Source organism: Variovorax sp. PMC12, assembly GCF_003019815.1.
Taxonomy (GTDB): Bacteria; Pseudomonadota; Gammaproteobacteria; order Burkholderiales; family Burkholderiaceae_C; genus Variovorax.
Genome location: NZ_CP027773.1, coordinates 248,576 through 264,866, shown reverse-complemented (window position 1 = coordinate 264,866; position 16,291 = coordinate 248,576). Strand labels below are relative to the sequence as shown.

General features: G+C 69.5%; 16 protein-coding genes. 5 read left to right on the top strand and 11 right to left on the bottom strand.

From position 1 onward, the window contains the following. Position 1: 1 nt before the first annotated feature. On the bottom strand, positions 2 to 955 hold the full coding sequence (locus C4F17_RS01250) for a histone deacetylase family protein (RefSeq protein WP_106933986.1): 954 nt from the start codon (positions 953 to 955) through the stop codon (positions 2 to 4). Between the two features lie 73 nt (positions 956 to 1,028). Here C4F17_RS01250 and C4F17_RS01245 point away from each other — a divergent pair, with 73 nt between their 5' ends. Genes C4F17_RS01245 through C4F17_RS01225 form a run of 5 tightly spaced genes read left to right on the top strand, consistent with a single transcriptional unit; the run spans position 1,029 to position 6,732 of the window. Further along, positions 1,029 to 1,949, top strand: a complete 921-nt coding sequence (locus C4F17_RS01245) for an AAA family ATPase (RefSeq protein WP_106933985.1) — start codon at positions 1,029 to 1,031, stop codon at positions 1,947 to 1,949. Continuing rightward, positions 1,946 to 2,911, top strand: coding sequence for a DUF58 domain-containing protein (locus C4F17_RS01240; RefSeq protein ID WP_106933984.1), 966 nt, complete (start codon positions 1,946 to 1,948; stop codon positions 2,909 to 2,911). The genes C4F17_RS01245 and C4F17_RS01240 overlap by 4 nt, the downstream gene beginning before the upstream one ends. A gap of 16 nt (positions 2,912 to 2,927) precedes the next feature. Then, positions 2,928 to 4,949 carry a transglutaminase family protein gene (locus C4F17_RS01235; protein WP_106933983.1) on the top strand — a complete coding sequence of 674 codons (2,022 nt, stop codon included), beginning with the start codon at positions 2,928 to 2,930 and terminating at the stop codon, positions 4,947 to 4,949. 53 nt (positions 4,950 to 5,002) lie between these two features. Continuing rightward, complete coding sequence (gene mltB, locus C4F17_RS01230) at positions 5,003 to 6,106, top strand: lytic murein transglycosylase B (protein ID WP_106933982.1); 1,104 nt, start codon at positions 5,003 to 5,005, stop codon at positions 6,104 to 6,106. 5 nt (positions 6,107 to 6,111) lie between these two features. Then, positions 6,112 to 6,732: an HD domain-containing protein gene (locus tag C4F17_RS01225; RefSeq protein WP_106933981.1), complete on the top strand. Its 621-nt coding sequence runs from the start codon at positions 6,112 to 6,114 to the stop codon at positions 6,730 to 6,732. Positions 6,733 to 6,741: 9 nt separating this feature from the next. Here the strand turns inward: C4F17_RS01225 and C4F17_RS01220 are convergent, their stop codons facing one another. The 10 genes from C4F17_RS01220 to glpD form a co-directional block, all read right to left on the bottom strand. After that, the gene (locus tag C4F17_RS01220) at positions 6,742 to 7,230 is read right to left on the bottom strand and encodes a hypothetical protein (protein WP_106933980.1); all 489 of its coding nucleotides are present in this window, start codon (positions 7,228 to 7,230) and stop codon (positions 6,742 to 6,744) included. Continuing rightward, positions 7,227 to 8,297, bottom strand: a complete 1,071-nt coding sequence (locus tag C4F17_RS01215) for a beta-ketoacyl synthase N-terminal-like domain-containing protein (RefSeq protein ID WP_106933979.1) — start codon at positions 8,295 to 8,297, stop codon at positions 7,227 to 7,229. The genes C4F17_RS01220 and C4F17_RS01215 overlap by 4 nt, the downstream gene beginning before the upstream one ends. Continuing rightward, the gene (locus C4F17_RS01210; protein ID WP_106933978.1) at positions 8,294 to 8,575 is read right to left on the bottom strand and encodes an acyl carrier protein; all 282 of its coding nucleotides are present in this window, start codon (positions 8,573 to 8,575) and stop codon (positions 8,294 to 8,296) included. Before C4F17_RS01210 ends, C4F17_RS01215 begins: the two co-directional genes overlap by 4 nt. Beyond that, positions 8,572 to 9,729, bottom strand: a complete 1,158-nt coding sequence (locus tag C4F17_RS01205) for an ABC transporter permease (protein WP_106933977.1) — start codon at positions 9,727 to 9,729, stop codon at positions 8,572 to 8,574. Before C4F17_RS01205 ends, C4F17_RS01210 begins: the two co-directional genes overlap by 4 nt. A gap of 11 nt (positions 9,730 to 9,740) precedes the next feature. After that, positions 9,741 to 10,649 (bottom strand): ABC transporter ATP-binding protein, encoded by a 909-nt coding sequence (locus C4F17_RS01200; protein ID WP_106933976.1) that lies wholly within the window; start codon positions 10,647 to 10,649, stop codon positions 9,741 to 9,743. A gap of 301 nt (positions 10,650 to 10,950) precedes the next feature. After that, positions 10,951 to 11,931, bottom strand: coding sequence for a BtrH N-terminal domain-containing protein (locus C4F17_RS01195; RefSeq protein ID WP_106933975.1), 981 nt, complete (start codon positions 11,929 to 11,931; stop codon positions 10,951 to 10,953). Beyond that, positions 11,928 to 12,323 carry a hypothetical protein gene (locus tag C4F17_RS01190; protein WP_106933974.1) on the bottom strand — a complete coding sequence of 132 codons (396 nt, stop codon included), beginning with the start codon at positions 12,321 to 12,323 and terminating at the stop codon, positions 11,928 to 11,930. Before C4F17_RS01190 ends, C4F17_RS01195 begins: the two co-directional genes overlap by 4 nt. 2 nt (positions 12,324 to 12,325) lie before the next feature. Further along, positions 12,326 to 13,462, bottom strand: a complete 1,137-nt coding sequence (locus C4F17_RS01185; RefSeq protein WP_106933973.1) for a beta-ketoacyl-ACP synthase III — start codon at positions 13,460 to 13,462, stop codon at positions 12,326 to 12,328. Continuing rightward, positions 13,452 to 14,456 (bottom strand): dialkylrecorsinol condensing enzyme, encoded by a 1,005-nt coding sequence (locus C4F17_RS01180; protein WP_234382482.1) that lies wholly within the window; start codon positions 14,454 to 14,456, stop codon positions 13,452 to 13,454. The genes C4F17_RS01185 and C4F17_RS01180 overlap by 11 nt, the downstream gene beginning before the upstream one ends. A gap of 125 nt (positions 14,457 to 14,581) precedes the next feature. Then, positions 14,582 to 16,162 carry a glycerol-3-phosphate dehydrogenase gene (gene glpD / locus C4F17_RS01175; RefSeq protein WP_106933972.1) on the bottom strand — a complete coding sequence of 527 codons (1,581 nt, stop codon included), beginning with the start codon at positions 16,160 to 16,162 and terminating at the stop codon, positions 14,582 to 14,584. Positions 16,163 to 16,291: the final 129 nt, after the last annotated feature.

Genomic DNA, 16,291 nt, shown 5'->3' with positions numbered 1-16,291 from the left:
ACTACAGGTCGGCCAGCACGCGGATGTGGGCTTCCACGCTGCGCGCCAGGGCGTCGAGGTTGTAGCCGCCTTCGAGCATCGAGACGATGCGGCCCCCGGCATGGCGCCTGGCCACGTCGTGCACGCGCCCGGTGATCCAGGCGAAGTCGTTCTCGTTGAGCCCGAGCTGGCCCAGGTCGTCTTCGCGATGGGCGTCGAAGCCCGCGCTGATGAAGATCATCTGCGGCTTGAATTCCTCCAGCCGCGGCATCCACACGGCCTCGATCATCTCGCGCACGTCCATGCCCTTGGTGTAGGCCGGGATCGGCATGTTCAACATGTTCGGCGCCGGATGGTCGGTGCCGCTGTACGGATAGAACGGATGCTGGAAGAAGCCGACCATCAGCACGCGCGGATCGTTCGAGAGGATGTTCTCGGTGCCGTTGCCGTGGTGCACGTCGAAATCGACGATGGCCACGCGCTCGATGCCGTGCACCTCGATGGCGTGCCGCGCGGCAATGGCGATGTTGTTGAAGAAGCAGAAACCCATCGCCTGGTCCCGGCAGGCATGGTGGCCGGGCGGGCGCACCGAGCAGAAGGCGTTTTCCAGCTCGCCTGCCACCACCGCGTCGGTGGCGGCAATGGCGGCCCCGGCGGCACGGCGCGCGGCCAGCAGGGTGAAGCGGGTGAGCACGGTGTCGGGGTCGACCTGCGCATGGTCGGGGCCGCCGGCGGGCTCGTCGGCCACCAGGCGCTGGTGCAGTTCCTCGAGGTGCTCGACGTGCGCGGCGCTGTGCGCCCGCGTGAGCTGCTGCAGCGTGGCCAGCGGCACGTCGCGGTGCTCGAGCGCGTCGCCCACGCCGGTCAGCAGCAGGCGGTCTTCGATGGCATCCAGGCGGCCCGGGCATTCGGGATGGCCGCCGCCCATGTCGTGCTTCCAGAAGTCGCGATGTGTGAAGTAGCCTGTCTTGCCCATGTCTCTCGCGTGTAGACCTCACGCGGCATGGGGCCGCATGGTCTTACGGTATCGTTTGCATATGGATACAAATATGGACGTTGCTGCAAAGCTAGCCACTTTGTTAAGTCAGCTTAACACGGTGATCGTGGGCAAAGAGGCCCAGGTGCGCGACTGCGTGGCCTGCCTGCTGGCGGGCGGCCACCTGCTGATCGAAGACGTGCCGGGGGTCGGCAAGACCACCCTCGCCCATGCGCTGTCGCACACATTCGGCCTGCAGTTCTCGCGGGTGCAGTTCACCGCCGACCTGATGCCGGGCGACCTGTCGGGCGTGGCCATCTACGACCGGGGGCAGCAGGCTTTCGTGTTCCACCCCGGGCCGATCTTCGCGCAGGTGCTGCTGGCCGACGAAATCAACCGCGCCAGCCCCAAGACGCAGAGCGCGCTGCTCGAGGCGATGGAAGAAAAGCAGGTCACGGTCGAGGGCGAGACCCGCCCGCTGCCCACGCCCTTCTTCGTGATCGCCACGCAGAACCCGCAGGACCAGCTCGGCACCTTTGCGCTGCCCGAGTCGCAGCTCGACCGCTTCCTGATGCGCATCTCGCTCGGCTACCCCGACCGCGCGGCCGAACGCCAGCTGCTCGCGGGCACCGACCGCCGCGAGATGCTGGCCAGCCTGCCCGCCCTGCTGACCGCCGGCGAGCTGACCGCGATCCAGCAGCGCGTGCAGCAGGTGCATGCGGCCGACCCGCTGCTGAACTACGTGCAGGACCTGATCGCCGCCACCCGCTCGGGCCGCTGGTTCCTGCAGGGCCTGTCGCCGCGCGCCGGCATCGCCGTGCTGCGCGCGGCCAAGGCGCAGGCGCTGCTGGCCAACCGCAACTACGTCGCGCCGGACGACGTGCAGGCCGTGCTGCCGCAGACCATCGCGCACCGCCTCACGCCGGTGGGCGACGCGGGCCGGGGCGCCGTCGAGCAGGTGCGCGCCATGATCGCCGCCGTGCCCTTGCCGTGAGCCTGCGCTCGCGCATCGACGGCTGGTTCCTGTCGCGCCGGCCGCCGTCGGACACGCTGGAGCTGACCCAGCGCAACGTCTACATCGTGCCCACGCGGGCAGGCTGGACGCTGGCCGCCACGCTGCTGGTGCTGCTGGTCGCGTCGATCAACTACCAGCTCAACCTGGGCTACCTGCTGACCTTCCTGCTGGCCGGCAGCGTGGCGGTGGGCATGCACGTGTGCCACGGCACGCTGCGCGGGCTGTCGATGCACATGGTGGCGCCCGATGCGCACTACGCGGGCGCGGCGGCCGTCTTCAAGGTGGTGCTGCACAACACGCGGCGCAGCGTTCGCTACGGCATCGGCATGGCGGTGCGCGGCAGCGGCCAGTGGGCCTGGACCGACGTGCCGGCCGAAGGCACCGCCACCGTCGAGATCGCGTTCCAGCCCGAGCGGCGCGGCCTGCACCCGGTGCCGCCGCTCACCGCCGAGACGCGCTTTCCGCTCGGCACCTTCCGCGTGTGGACGGTGTGGCGGCCGGCGGCGCGGATGCTGGTCTACCCCACGCCCGAAGCCCATCCGCCGCCGCTGCCGCCGGGCGAGCCGCTGTCCGGCCCGGCCGCCGCATCGGCCGCATTGCGCGCCGCCGGCTCCGGCGAATACGACGGCGTGCGCGCCTACCGGCGCGGCGACCCGCTGAAGCTCGTGGTCTGGAAGAAGGCCGCGCGCGCCCAGGCGGCCGGCTCCGAAGACCTGGTGAGCCGCGACACCCAGCAGACGCAACGCGAGGAACTCTGGCTCGACGCCCATTCCGCCGGCCTCCCCGACACCGAAGCCCGCATCTCGCGCCTGTGCGCCTGGGTGCTGATGGCCGACCGGCTGGGCGTGGACTACGGCATGCGCGTGGCGGGCCGGGTGGTGAAACCCTCTCAGGGCGAGGCGCACCGGCGCGCATGCCTCGAAGCCCTGGCCCTTTGCTGAACGAGGGACCACGACCATGAACAAGCTCATGACGCGGCTGGCCACCCTGCCCCGGGATGCCCGGGACACGCTGTTCCTGCTCGCGGTGATCGCGCTGATCGTGCTGCCGCAGGTCGAGAACATTCCCTGGTGGTGCACCGCCATCACGGCCATGGTGCTGCTGTGGCGCGGGATGCTCGCGGTGCAGGCACGCCCGCTGCCAGGCAGATGGTGGCGCGCCGCGCTGCTGGCGCTCACGCTGGCCGCCACCTTCGCCACGCACCGCACGCTGCTGGGCCGCGACGCGGGCGTCACGCTCATCGTCATCCTGCTGGCGCTGAAGACGCTGGAGCTGCGCGCCCGGCGCGACGCCTTCGTCATCTTCTTCCTGGGCTTCTTCGCGATGCTCACGAACTTCTTCTATTCGCAGTCGCTGCTGACCGCGTTCACCATGCTGCTAGCGCTGCTGGGCCTGCTCACCGCGCTGGTCAACGCGCACATGCCGGTAGGCCGGCCGCCGCTGTGGCAGGCCGCGCGCACCGCCGGCTGGATGGCGCTGGCCGGCGCGCCGATCATGCTAGCGCTGTTCCTGCTGTTCCCGCGCTTCGCGCCGCTGTGGGGCACACCCAGCGACGCCATGGTGGGACGCAGCGGCCTGTCGAACGTCATGCGTGTCGGCACCATCGCCGAACTGGCGCTGGACGACAGCATCGCCGCGCGGGTGCGCTTCGAGACCGGCAAGGTGCCGCCGCAAAGCCAGCTCTACTTCCGCGGCCCGGTGCTCGCGCAGTTCGACGGCCGCGAATGGACCGCGCTGCCGTCATGGGCGCGCGGCACCCAGTGGACGCCGAACCTGCGCGTGAGCGGCGAGCCGGTGCGCTACGAGGTCACGCTCGAGCCCAGCAACCGCCCGCTGCTGCTGACGCTCGATGCCGCGCCGCGCGCGCCCGAGGCTCCGGGCTTCGAGGTGACGGGCACGCCCGACCTGCAATGGCTGGCGAACCGCCCGCTCAACGACCTGGTGCGCTACCGCGCCGAGAGCTACACGCAGTTCCACAGCGGCCCGCTCAAGCGCGCCGGCGGCCAGCTGCAGGCCTACCTGGCGCTGCCGCCCGGCACCAATCCGCGCACCGCAGCACTGGCCGCCGAGATGCGTGCCGACCCCGCGCTGGCCGGTGCCGATACGCCGGCCTTCGTGCAGGCCGCGCTCGCACGGCTGCGCACCGGCGGCTACAGCTACACGCTGGAGCCAGGCGTGTACGGCGACAACACCGCCGACGAGTTCTGGTTCGACCGCAAGGAAGGCTTCTGCGAACACATCGCCTCGGCCTTCGTGGTGCTGATGCGCAACCTGGGCGTGCCGTCGCGCATCGTCACCGGCTACCAGGGCGGCGACCTCAACACGGTCGACAACTACTGGATCATTCGCCAGAGCGACGCGCATGCCTGGGCCGAGGTCTGGCAGGAAGGCACGGGCTGGGTGCGCGTCGATCCCACGGGTTCCGTCGCGCCGGGCCGCATCGGCCAGTTCCAGCGGCTGGTGCCGCAGCCGGGGCTGTTCGCGGGCGCCATCGGCGCGATGAGCCCCACGCTCGCGCAGAACATCCGCGCCGCCTGGGAGGCGGTGAACAACGGCTGGAACCAGTGGGTGCTCAACTACACGCAGAGCCGCCAGCTGAACCTGCTGAAGAACATCGGCTTCGAGGCGCCGAGCCTGGAAGACCTGGCCTATGTGCTGCTCTATCTGCTGGTGGGCGCGAGCCTTGCCGGCGCCGCCTGGACGCTGTGGGAGCGCAGCCGCCACGACCCGTGGCTGCGCCTGCTGGGCCAGGCCCGCGCGCGGCTCGCCAGGGCCGGCCTGCAGCTGCCCGACACCGCGCCGCCGCGCCAGATGGCCCAGGCCGCCGACGCGCGCTTCGGCCCGTCTGCGCAGGCGGTGCGCGACTGGCTGCTGAAGCTGGAGGCACAACGCTACGCACCGGCCACGCCGGATTCCCTTTCCTCCCTGCGCGCCGAATTCCGACGCCTCGCCTGGCCCGCCGCGAACCCGCGCGGCTGAAACCACATGTGTCCCCGAAAGGGGTCCGTGCGGGCGGGCGGCACAATCGACCCATGCGATTCTTTCTCCCCAAGCCGTCCCGCGCCGCCGCGGCAGCCGCTCTTCTCGCCGCCTGCTGCGCATGGTCCACGGGGGCTGCAGCACAGAAGTCCTCCAGCGGCCGTGCCGCCGCCGCGGTCAATCCGGTGCGCGGCAGCACGCCCTACGCCACGCGCGACGACGCCATGCAGTTCGCCGACGAAGTGGCGGCCCGCCGGGGCCTGGACCGCGAATGGGTTCGCGCCACCATCGGCAGCGCGCGCTTCCTGCCCAACGTGCCGCGGCTCATGCTGCCGGGCCCGGTGGGCACCGTGAAGAACTGGCAGACCTATCGCAGCCGCTTCATCGACCCGGTGCGCATCGCGGCCGGCGTGCGCTTCTGGCGCGCCAATGCCGACACGCTGGCGCGCGCCCAGCAGGTGTACGGCGTGCCGCCGGAAATCATCGTCGGCATCATCGGCGTGGAAACCATCTACGGGCGCAACATGGGCAGCTTCCGCGTGATCGACGCGCTGGCCACGCTGTCCTTCGATTTTCCCCAGGGACACCCGCGAGCGGCCGAGCGCGAGGCCTTCTTCCGCGGCGAGCTCGAGAGCTTCCTGAGCACCGAGAGCCGCACCGCCGACGACCCGCTCACCCCGCTGGGCAGCTACGCCGGCGCCATGGGCATGCCGCAGTTCATGCCCAGCAGCATCGCCAAGTACGCGGTCGATTTCGACGGCGACGGCCGCATCGACCTCGTCAACAACCCGGCCGACGTGATCGGCTCCGTGGCCAGCTACTTCAAGGCCTTCGGCTGGCAGCCGGGCATGCCCGCCATCTTTCCGGTGCACTTCGAGGAAGCGCGGCTGCAGAAGGCGCTGCTGCTGGCGCCCGACATCCTGCCGACATTCAGCGCCGACAGCTTCGTGGCCGCGGGCGCGGTGCCCGAGGGCGACGGCATCCGCCACAAGGGCCTGCTCGCGCTGGTCGAGCTGCAGAACGGCGCCGACGCGCCGCCCACCTACGTGGCCGGAACGCGCAACTTCTATGTGATCACGCGCTACAACTGGAGCAGCTACTACGCCATGTCCGTGCTCGACCTCGGGCAAGAGGTCAAGGCCGCGATGGAGCAATAGGCACCATGTCGCCCGAGGCACTGCGAGCGAACTGGAACGCGGCCTGGCATGCGCTGGGCGTGACGGCGCCCGACGAGGCGCTGTGCGCCGAGCTGCAGCGGCGCTACGCCGAACCCCAGCGCCACTACCACACGATGCAGCACCTGGGCGAATGCCTCGCGTGGTTCGAGCGCGAACAGGCGCTGGCGGAACACCCCGCGGAAGTCGCGCTTGCGCTGTGGTTCCACGACGCGATCTACGACGTGCATGCACACGACAACGAAGCACGCAGCGCCGACTGGGCGCGGCAGGCCTTGCTGGCTGCTGGCGTCGACGCGGAAGCGGCCGAACGCGTGCACGCGCTCGTCATGGCCACACGCCACGATGCGGTGCCCGAAGGCCGCGACGCCGAACTGCTGATCGACATCGACCTGTCGATCCTGGGTGCCGGGCGCGAGCGCTTCGACGAATACGAGCGCCAGGTGCACGCCGAATACGGCTTCGTGCCAGAGGAAGTGCGCCTGCCGCGCCGGCGCGCCATCCTGCAGCGCTTTCTCGATCGCAAGGCCATCTACGCCACGCCGCGCATGCATGCGCAGCTCGAGGCGCAGGCACGCATCAACCTGCAGCGCTCGATCTCGGGCTGACCCGCGGCCTCAGGCCGGCATCAGCCGCCACCATTCGGTACGCGGCGACTCGCCCCCGTGCGCTTCTTCGACGGTGCCCAACAGCAGGCCGCCGCTTGACGCGCCCAGCTTCGACAACGCCAGCAGGCGCTGCGGATCGCGGCACAGCATGAAGCTCGCATCGCCTTGCCATTCCAGGCACCGCCCCACCTCGGCCAGCATCAGCGCGGGCTGGCTCTGCATGAAGGTGAAAGGCATCGGCATGCCCGTGTCTAGCTGCGAAAGGCCCGCCTGCGTGGCCTCCCGTGCGCCGCGCAGGCTGGCCACGCGCAGGCGGGCATCGGCAGGCAGCGCGGTCTCGCCGGCCGCGTCCAGGCAGCAGCGCGCGCCGTACATCGCAAGCTCCGTCCACAAGCCGACGCGGCGCGGACGACGGCCGATGCGCCGCGCCAGGTCGTCGCGCCACTCCTGCGGCGGCGGATGCGCGAGGAAGTGCGCAGCGGTGCGCCAAGCCGTCATGCCGAGCAGTCCTTCAGCACCAGCGAGGCATGCCCGCCGCCGAAGCCCACCAGATTGAGCAGCATGTGGCGCAGCCTCCGCGGCGCCTGCCTGCACAGCGAGATGCCGAGCGTCTCGTCGAGCGGATAGTCCACCACCGGCCACGCACCGCCTTCGATGCAGCCCACCAGCAGCGCCAGTTCGGCCGCTCCCGCGGCGCCCAGCGTGTGGCCGATCACCGACTTGAGCGACACCAGCGGCGGCAGCGGATCGAACACCTGCCTGAGCGCTTCCACCTCGATCGCGTCGTTGACCGGGCTGCCGGCGGCCTGCACCTTGACGAGGTCGATGTCGGCCGGCCGCAGGCCGCTCTGCGCCAGCGCCCCTTGGCACATCGCAAGCACCGCGCTGGCTTCGGTGCCAGAGGGGTTGCGCCCGTCGACCACGTTGGCGCCGCCCATGAACTGCCAGCGCGCGGCGCGCGACTGCAGCCGCAGCGCAGCCACCGCCTCGCCGAGCACCAGCCCCTTGCGTCCGGCGCCGAAGGGCCTTGCGCGATCGGGCGCCAGCAGTTGCATCGCGCCGAAGCCGGCGACGGTGAAGCGGTTGTCCAGTTCGGCACCGATCACCAGCGCCTCTTGCGCCTCGCCGGCGCGGATCATGTCGCAGGCCGTCAGCAGCGCGTTCAGCGACGATGTGCAGGCGGTCGACACGGTGAACACCGGTCCTTGCCAGTCCAGCGCATCGGCCACGATGTCGGCGAAGTCCTGCAGATCGCCGCCGAGCCGCCGGGACGGCTCCATGTGTTCCATGAACCCGATGTCGAGCGACGACGAGGCCACGAACAGCGGCGCGGTGCGCTCACCCCAGTCGCCGGTCTTCGCGGCCACGTTGCGCACGATGCGGCGCAGGCGCTCGGTCCAGTCGCCCTCCGATGGCGGCAGCGCATGCACGGGCCAGCGCAGGTCATCGGCAATGGCCACGGGCAGCGGCGGCACACCGCCGCGCCGCAAGGAAGCCAGTGCGCGCGGCATGTCTTCCCCCAGCGCGCAGGCCAGCCCGACGCCGGCCAGGAAGACCTGGCTCATGCCTTGCCCGCTTGCGCGAGATGCTGCGCCAGATGCGCGATGGACGTGAGCGCCCGGCGCGTCTCCTTGCTGTCGGGCATGCGCACGCCGAAGCGCTGCTGGATCGCCATCGACACCTGCAGCGCATCGAGCGAGTCGAGGTCGAGCCGCGCCTCGGGGCCGAACAGCGGCTCGTCGTCGCCGAGGCCGCCCGGGGGCGCCGTCTTCTCGACGGCTTCGAGCACCATGGCCTTGAGGCTGTCAATGAATTCAGGGGTGACGGTGTCAATGGTGCTCATGGTGCGCGCCTGCGAAACAGAAATACGGCGATGAGGAACATCACCGCCGCGAACACGGCCAGCCGGCCGATCTGCGGCAGCGCGTCGGCCACGCCGCCGCCGCGCAGCAGCACGGTGAGCAGCGCTTCGAGCCCCCAGTTCATCGGCGAGATCTCGACCAGCCGCTGCATGAAGCCCGGCATCACGAACTTGGGCACCATGATGCCGCCGGCAGCCGCCATCAGCACGTTGACCATCGGTCCGATGGTGGCCGCCTGCGCATGGCTGCGCACCAGGCAGGCCAGCGCCAGCGACAGGCTCACCGCCGCCAGGCTCACCGCCGCGAGCGACAGCACCAGCGCGCCCCAGTGGATGCCGGCGAGTGACATCGCGTCGCCGCCGATCAGCGGCATGAACCAGATGCCGGCCGCCAGCATCAGCACCGCCTGCAGCGCGTTCACGCCAAGGTAGGGCAAGGCCTTGGACGCCAGCAGCGTGAAGCGCGAGACGCCCAGGCTCTGCAGCCGGCCGAGCGCGCCCGAACTGCGCTCCTGCACGAACAGGCTGGACAGCGACGCGACCACGAAGAACATGCCGAAGACCAGCCATGCGGGCACGTTCTGCTGCACCGAGGTCGGGCGCGGACCGGCGGCGGAGAAGCGCTCGGCGCGCACCATCGCCTGGATCGACGCATCGGGCGCGGGGCTGGCCGTGCCGGGCACCGCCAGCGCGAGCCGTGCCTTGAGCTCGCCCGACGCGCCGACCAGCTCCGCGCGCAGCGCATTGAACAGGTTGGCGTCGATGCCGGGCTCGGTCAGCAGGTGGATGCGCGCCTGGGTCGAGAGCGCGGCCGACTCCAGCTCTTGCGACAGCCCCGGCTCCATCACGATCACGTACTTGAGCGAACCGTTGCGCAGCCGCGCCTGCCAGTCGTCGCCCAGCGTCTGCGGCGTGCCGTGGTTGCGCTGCCAGAGCTGCTTGAGCCACTGCGCCGGCGTGGCGGTGTCGCGCATGTCGACCGCATAGCTCAGCTCGGCGAGCGGCGGGCGGTAGATGTCTTTCAGCGTGAGCGACATCAGCACGATGAAGACCATCGGCATCACGAACAGCGCGGCCAGCCCGTGCATGTCGCGCACGAGGGCGAGCAGTTCTTTCCTGATGAGCGCGAGGAGCATGGGAACCTCGGTCAGTCGCGCAGCGAGCGATGGGTGAGCGCCATGAACAGCTGCTCCAGGTCATGGCGGCCGAACTCCGCGTGGCGCACTTCGACGCCCTGCGCTTCCAGCGCTGCCAGCACAGGACCCGGGCCGATGCCTCTGTCCAGGTGGATGCGCCAGTGCACGCCGCCCTCTTCCAACGTGCCGAAGCGCGAGAGCATGCCCGCATCGAGCCCGTCGGCCGCGAGCGTGAGCAGCATCGCGCTCTTCGAGAGCAGCTCGTCGAGCGCGCCTTCGCGCAGCACATGGCCCCGGTCGAGGATGACGACGCGATCGGCGATGGCCTCGATCTCTTCCATGTAGTGCGAGGCGTAGATCACCGCCGCGCCCTGCTGCGCAAGGCTCTTGATGGCGTCGAGGATGAAGGCGCGCGACTGCGGATCGACGCCGACGGTGGGCTCGTCGAAGAGCATCAGCTCGGGCTCGGGCAGCAACGCAATGGCGAGGTTGAGGCGCCGCTTGAGGCCACCGGAGAGTCTTTCAGCGCGCACGCCGGAGAACTGTTCGAGTTGCGCAAACTCCGTGCAGGCGGCGATGCGCTCTTTTTTCTTCGCGCCAGACAGGCCACCCGCCGCCGCGAAGCATGCGAGGTTCTCGGCCACGGTCAGCATGGGATAGAACGCATGCTCCTGCGGCGCGACGGCAATCCTTGTTGGGGTCTTTGCACGCACCTGCTGCAGCGGTTGACCGTCGATCCGGATCTCGCCCGACTGCACGGCCAGCGCGCCCGACAGGTGCGAGATGAGCGTGGTCTTGCCTGCGCCGTTCGGGCCCAGAAGACCGAGCACGCAAGCTCTCGGCACTGCGAGCGATACGTCGGCCAGTGCGGCCGCGTCGGCATGCGGATACCGGTAGCTGAGGCTCTTCAGCTCTAGCATCGGTTTGCCATCTGCGTGTTTTTCGGGGCGTGTGCGCAGGGCATCGGGTACTCCCCTCCGCGAATGTCCCCCGGCCTTCGGCCTCCTCCTTTATTTCGCTGCGGGGAGCACCCGATGCCCTGTGCACAACAAGCGCGGTCGTTGTTCCGGCCAATCAACAAGTGCTCTGAACGATCACGTCGGCGGGGTGCCTTGCGCAGCGAAATAAAGGAGGAGCCCGCAGGGCGGGGGACATTCGCGGAGCAAGGTACCCCGTCGACGTGATCGCACCCCGAACGACTCGAAACCAGACAAAGAATCATCAGGCGACGGCAGCCTTGAGATCGCGGAAGAAGCTTTCTTCCTGCTGAGCCTGCTCACGCAGCTTCGCGGCAAGCGCTGCGGGGTCCACCGCCTCGCGCCCCTTCACCATCCGCGCCGCCTTGAGTGCGAACGCGCGCCATCCGTCGCCGATCGCGATCAGCCGCTCCGACATCTGCTGCAGTTGCGGCTTGTCGAGCAGGTGCGCGGCCTCTTGCAGGAAGCCCGCGTAGATGAAGCGAAAGCCCGCCCCGCCCGTGCCGATTTCTTCCTGCATGCGCACCACGTGGCCGATGAAGTCGACGCTGCGCGGGTCGGTCGGCGACAGCGCCTGCATGCGCCTGGCCAGCGTGCGCATGCCGCGCACGCCGACGATAGGAATCGGGGCGAGCATGTTGCGCACCGTCTTGCGGATGGCCTTGACGACGCTGGCCGCGTCGACCGCCTTGCGGTCGATGGCCTGCGGGTAGTACATGAGCCCCTTGGGCGCGAGCACGCCCTTGGCGAAGCGTGCGCGGGCCAGGTCGCTGCTGGCGCAGCGCACGGGCTCCTCGAACACGGGATCGCTGATCAGGTAGTCGTCGCCGTCCTTGCCGTAGACCAGCAGGTTGTGCGCGTTGAAGTGAAAGCGCATGTTTGGCGGGAAGTACGGCAGCCAGTAGACCGAGGTCTGCAGCCCCACCAGCTGGCCGTCGGCGAGCAAGGCGTCGAGCCGCTGCTGGCCGGCCTCGGGGCTGCGGAAGGTCTCGAAGCGAAAGCGCGCGGCCATCGGCGCCAGCAGGCCCTTGATGATGGCCTTGGGCGGCATGCGGTACGAAATGAGCGGCAGGCCCGACAGCTTGATGAACGGCAGGTACGCGAACGACAGCGCCGATGAAAGCCCCAGCGCCATGCTCTCGCTCATCGGCGCGCCGTGGTGGCGCATCAGGCTGGAGATGACGCCGCTCTCGCAGTGCGCCGCCTGTTGGTGTTGGAACTTCACGGCAAGCCTTGCAGGGTGGAAACGGGCAGCCCCAGCGCTTCGCTGTAGCGTGCGAGTTGTGCTTCGGACAGCGCGGCGAAATGGCGCGGCTGCAGGTGGCGCCGCACGCGCCACTGCCAGAAGCCGCTGGTCTGGGAGAGCAGCGCCACGTCCATGCGGCGCTCGTACATCCAGTATTCGAGCGGCGAGGCCTGGCCCGCCTTCACGCGCTCCCTTGCGGCCTGCGCCTGTTCGACGAGCACGTCGACGGCGTGGCTGGTGACGATCTCTTCGGCCTCCCAGCCGCGCGAGGTGGCGGTGACAACGCGCCCCTGCGCGTCGCGCGCATACATCAGCTTGGAATGGCCGTCGAGGGTCGCATTGCCCTCCTGCGGTACAGCGTCGAGGTCCATGGCTACACCGCCTCCATGTAGATGAAGCCGCTGGAGAAGCGGCCGCTTTCGGGCACGAACATCAAGAGCTTCTGCCCGGGCTTGATGCGGCCCGAGCGGAACAGCTCGTCGAGCATGATGTAAGGCGACGCCGAGCCCGTGTTGCCCTTGCTCGCGAGGTTGCTGAACCAGCGCTCGCGCGGAATGTGCAGGCCCAGCGACTCGAGGCACTGGCTCACTGGTTCGACGAAATAGTGCGATGACAGATGCGGCAGGAACCAGTCGATGTCCGCCGACCTCAGCCCGCGCCGCTCGATGATGGCCGCGAGCGGCTCGCCCAGCGTGGCGCGCACGATGTTGTCGTTGAGCAGGCGCACGTCCTGCTTGACGGCGAAGGTCGACTCGCGCTGCCAGTCTTCGGTCGACTTTCGGGCCCAGCCGTCGAGGCCGCCTTCGGCGTTTTTCTCGGCGCCTGCGTACATGCACACCGGCAGTTCGTGCGCGGCCGACGACAGGTCGATCCAGTCGATGCGCAGCGACAGCGGCCCGCGCGGCTCGCGCTCCAGCAGCACCGCGCCGGCGCCGTCGGACAGCATCCAGCGCAGGAAGTCTTTCTCGAAGGCCAGCTCGGGCCGGGCCTCGAGCGCTTCGAGCTTGTGCTCCAGCTCCGCCTCGAAGCGCGAACCGCGCATCACGGCCGAGGCCAGCTCCGAACCGGTGGCCACCGCGCGCCGCGCGTCGCCCGCGCGCACCGACAGCCACGCATGCTTCAGCGCCGTGGCGCCGGCAAGGCAGATGCCCGCGCAGGCCACCACTTCGAGGCGCGGCCAGCCGAGTTCGCCGTGCACCATCACCGCATGGTTGGGCATGAGCTGGTCGGGCAGCGAGGTGCCGGTGGCCAGGCAGTCGACAGGCCCCACGTCGTCGCCCAGCGCGCGGATGGCCGAGGCGGTGAGCTGCGCGTTGGTCATGGCCAGTTCGCCGGTGGCGCGGTCGATGGCGTAGTGGCGCGACTGGATGCCGTTGCTGCGAAGAATGAGCCGCCGCGCGCGCGAAGCCTTGCCGCCGATGCGGCCGAGCACGTCTTCGATGTCGTCGTTGCCGACCGGGGGAAAGGGCAGGAAGGCGGCGGTACGGGTCAGGAAGACATCAGTCGTCATAGAGATGGGAGCGGTCCGTGGCGGAGCCCGACGGGCACTCGAACTGGGCGGTCATTCTAGTCAGCCACCCCCGGAACAAAGGCCGCAGCAGCGCCTGGAGCGTGAGGCTCACGGGCACTACCGTAATGATCAGTACCAGCAGGAACAGCACGTACAGCAGCAGCAGCGGCTTGCGCTGCCATGCGCCGGGGCGGCCGGCCGCCATGATGAGCTTGCCCCACAGATAGAAGCTGCGGGTGCCGGCCTTCTCGCTGACGAGCAGCCGGGCATCGGCGCGCACCGCGCCCAGGCCGGCCAGCAGCGGCTGCGTGCCGCGTTCGAGGCCGGCGTGCAGCGCATCGCGAAGCGCGCGGCCGAAGCGGCCGCTGCCGCGGATCTGTTCGGCGCTGAGCCCCGCGTCGGGCATGCCCCAGAAGCCGCGCTTGCGGCCCCAGATCAGCCAGGCCGGCGTGGTGAAGAAGGTGGCGAGCGTGGGGCCGGGATCGGTCAGCACCACGTTGTCGATCAGGCGCGCGCCCACGTCGTCCAGCATGCCCTTGAGCTTCTCGTGCGCCAGCAGCCACATGTTGCGGCAGGCGATGACCGTGACCACCGGCTTCCCCTCGAGCAGGCGCGCGGCCACCGGATGCTTGAGGAACGCCGCGACCGGCTGCGAAGGTGCCAGGAACCACACCTGGTAAGGCAGCACGATGAGGTCGAAGTCTTCATCGCCGCCGAGCGACAGCGGCGCCAGCGGCCGCGGCTTCATGTGGGCCGACTCCGGGAAGGCGTCGAAGAAGGTCAGGAAGGGCCAGGGAAAGGGAAACGGCTGCAGTGGTCGCAACACTTCTTCATGCACCTGGATCGACGGGTCGGCGCGCAGCGGCGCCACGATCTGCTCGGCCACCTGGTCGAGCTGGCCGGACTGCGAGTAGCGGAGAACCAGGACCCGCTTGGGGACGTTGTTGCGAGGCGCGGCGACGGGGTCTGGGAGGCTGGAAAGGCTGGAGATCACTGGCGGTGGCTTTCGGGGGCCGTCGAATGTACGCGAAGCAAGCGCCAAAAGCATCTGCCATCAGTCATGTCTACGACTGCCGATGGTTGGGGTGGCCAGCCCCTGCGCCAGGCCTGCGCCGGGCCTCAGCCGCGCCTGGGATTGGCCTGCAGCCAGCGCGCAACCTGTTCGCGCTGCGCGGGCGTGTAGTGCAGCCCCAGCTTGGACCTGCGCCAGAGCACGTCGTCGGCGGTCACGGCCCACTCGTTGTCCTGCAGGAAGCGCAGTTCGCGCTCGAACAGGCCGGGTGCCACTTCGGCGCCCAGGCCGGCGAAGGATTTCGCATCGCCCAGAACGTCGTCGATGCGCGCGCCGTAAGCCCGCGCCAGCCGCCGCGCGAGCTGGCCGTAGAGCCAGGGGTGCTTTGCCTGCACGGCCGACACGAAGCGCTCGAAGTCGTCGTCGGGACGCTTCGCGGCGCCGATCCAGCCCGACAGGTCGCCGCCCGCGAGGAAGGCGCCGTCGGTCCAAGCCGGGCGCTGCGCGCTCGACTGGCCCAGCATCTTGCCGACCTCGTCGGCCGCGTCCTCGGCCAGCTTGCGGAAGGTGGTGATCTTGCCGCCCCACACCGACAGCAGCGGCGCGGCGGTGGTGTTCGACTCGAGCAGGTAGTCGCGCGTGACGGCGGACGGATCGCCCGACGCGTCGTCCAGCAGCGGGCGCACGCCGGAATAGGTCCACACCACGTCGGCCGGCACGATGGGCTTGTCGAAGTAGCGGCTGGCCTGGGTGCAGAGGTAGTCGATCTCTTCCTGCGCGATGCGCGCCGCGCCGGGGTCGTCGCCGGTCAGTTCGATGTCGGTGGTGCCGATCAGCGTGAACTCGTCCTGGTAGGGAATGGCGAAGATGATCCGCTTGTCTGGGTTCTGGAAGATGTAGGCATGGTCGTGCTCGAACAGGCGCGGCACCACGATGTGGCTGCCCTTGACGAGCCGCAGGCTCTTGGTGGCCAGCGCCTCGCCCTTGGCCGACTGCGCCACGCCGCGCAGGAAGGACTCGGCCCACGGCCCCGCCGCGTTGACCACGGCGCGCGCGCGCAGCGTGCGCCTGTTGCCGTCGGCGCCTTCCAGCGTGGCGGTCCAGGCGTCGGCGTCGCGCTGGGCGTGCACGCAGCGCGTGCGGGTCAGCACCTCGGCGCCGCGCGCGCGCGCGTCCAGCGCGTTGAGCACAACGAGCCGCGCGTCGTCGACCCAGCCGTCGGAATAGACGAAGCCGCGCTTGTACTGCTCCTTCAGCGGCTTGCCGGCGGCATGCCGGCGCAGGTCGACGCTGCGCGAGCCCGGCAGCACCTCGCGCCTGGCGAGGTGGTCGTACATGAACAGGCCGATGCGGATCATCCAGGCCGGGCGCATCGACGGGTCGTGCGGCATCACGAAGCGAAGCGGCCACATGATGTGGGGCGCGCTCTTGAGCAGCACTTCGCGCTCCTGCAGCGCCTTGCGCACCAGCGAGAACTCGTAGTACTCGAGGTAGCGCAACCCGCCGTGGATCAGCTTGGTCGAGGAAGAAGAGGTGTGCGAGGCAAGGTCGTCTTTTTCGCAAAGCACCACGCGCCAGCCGCGGCCGGCCAGGTCGCGTGCGATGCCGCAGCCGTTGATGCCGCCGCCGACAATGAGAACGTCGCAATCGGTGGCGGGCGCAGGCGGATTCGAGGAAAAATCGCTCACAGCAGATGGATCCGTTGGTTCATGGCTTGGGTTCGCTGACGGAAGCCATTGTATTTTCGAATTCTTTCAATTTCATTCCTTTGAGCGCGATTTTCCCCGAAAATTCCCTCAATCGGGATTCGCTTTCTT

Excerpts from the sequence above, each read along its gene's own strand:
- C4F17_RS01185 (WP_106933973.1), bottom strand. The coding sequence starts at position 13,462 with ATGACGACTGATGTCTTCCTGACCCGTACCGCCGCCTTCCTGCCCTTT.
- C4F17_RS01225 (WP_106933981.1), top strand. The coding sequence starts at position 6,112 with ATGTCGCCCGAGGCACTGCGAGCGAACTGGAACGCGGCCTGGCATGCG.
- C4F17_RS01245 (WP_106933985.1), top strand. The coding sequence starts at position 1,029 with ATGGACGTTGCTGCAAAGCTAGCCACTTTGTTAAGTCAGCTTAACACG.
- C4F17_RS01205 (WP_106933977.1), bottom strand. The coding sequence starts at position 9,729 with ATGCTCCTCGCGCTCATCAGGAAAGAACTGCTCGCCCTCGTGCGCGAC.
- C4F17_RS01210 (WP_106933978.1), bottom strand. The coding sequence starts at position 8,575 with ATGAGCACCATTGACACCGTCACCCCTGAATTCATTGACAGCCTCAAG.
- C4F17_RS01220 (WP_106933980.1), bottom strand. The coding sequence starts at position 7,230 with ATGACGGCTTGGCGCACCGCTGCGCACTTCCTCGCGCATCCGCCGCCG.
- C4F17_RS01200 (WP_106933976.1), bottom strand. The coding sequence starts at position 10,649 with ATGCTAGAGCTGAAGAGCCTCAGCTACCGGTATCCGCATGCCGACGCG.
- C4F17_RS01190 (WP_106933974.1), bottom strand. The coding sequence starts at position 12,323 with ATGGACCTCGACGCTGTACCGCAGGAGGGCAATGCGACCCTCGACGGC.
- mltB (WP_106933982.1), top strand. The coding sequence starts at position 5,003 with ATGCGATTCTTTCTCCCCAAGCCGTCCCGCGCCGCCGCGGCAGCCGCT.
- C4F17_RS01215 (WP_106933979.1), bottom strand. The coding sequence starts at position 8,297 with ATGAGCCAGGTCTTCCTGGCCGGCGTCGGGCTGGCCTGCGCGCTGGGG.
- C4F17_RS01235 (WP_106933983.1), top strand. The coding sequence starts at position 2,928 with ATGAACAAGCTCATGACGCGGCTGGCCACCCTGCCCCGGGATGCCCGG.
- C4F17_RS01250 (WP_106933986.1), bottom strand. The coding sequence starts at position 955 with ATGGGCAAGACAGGCTACTTCACACATCGCGACTTCTGGAAGCACGAC.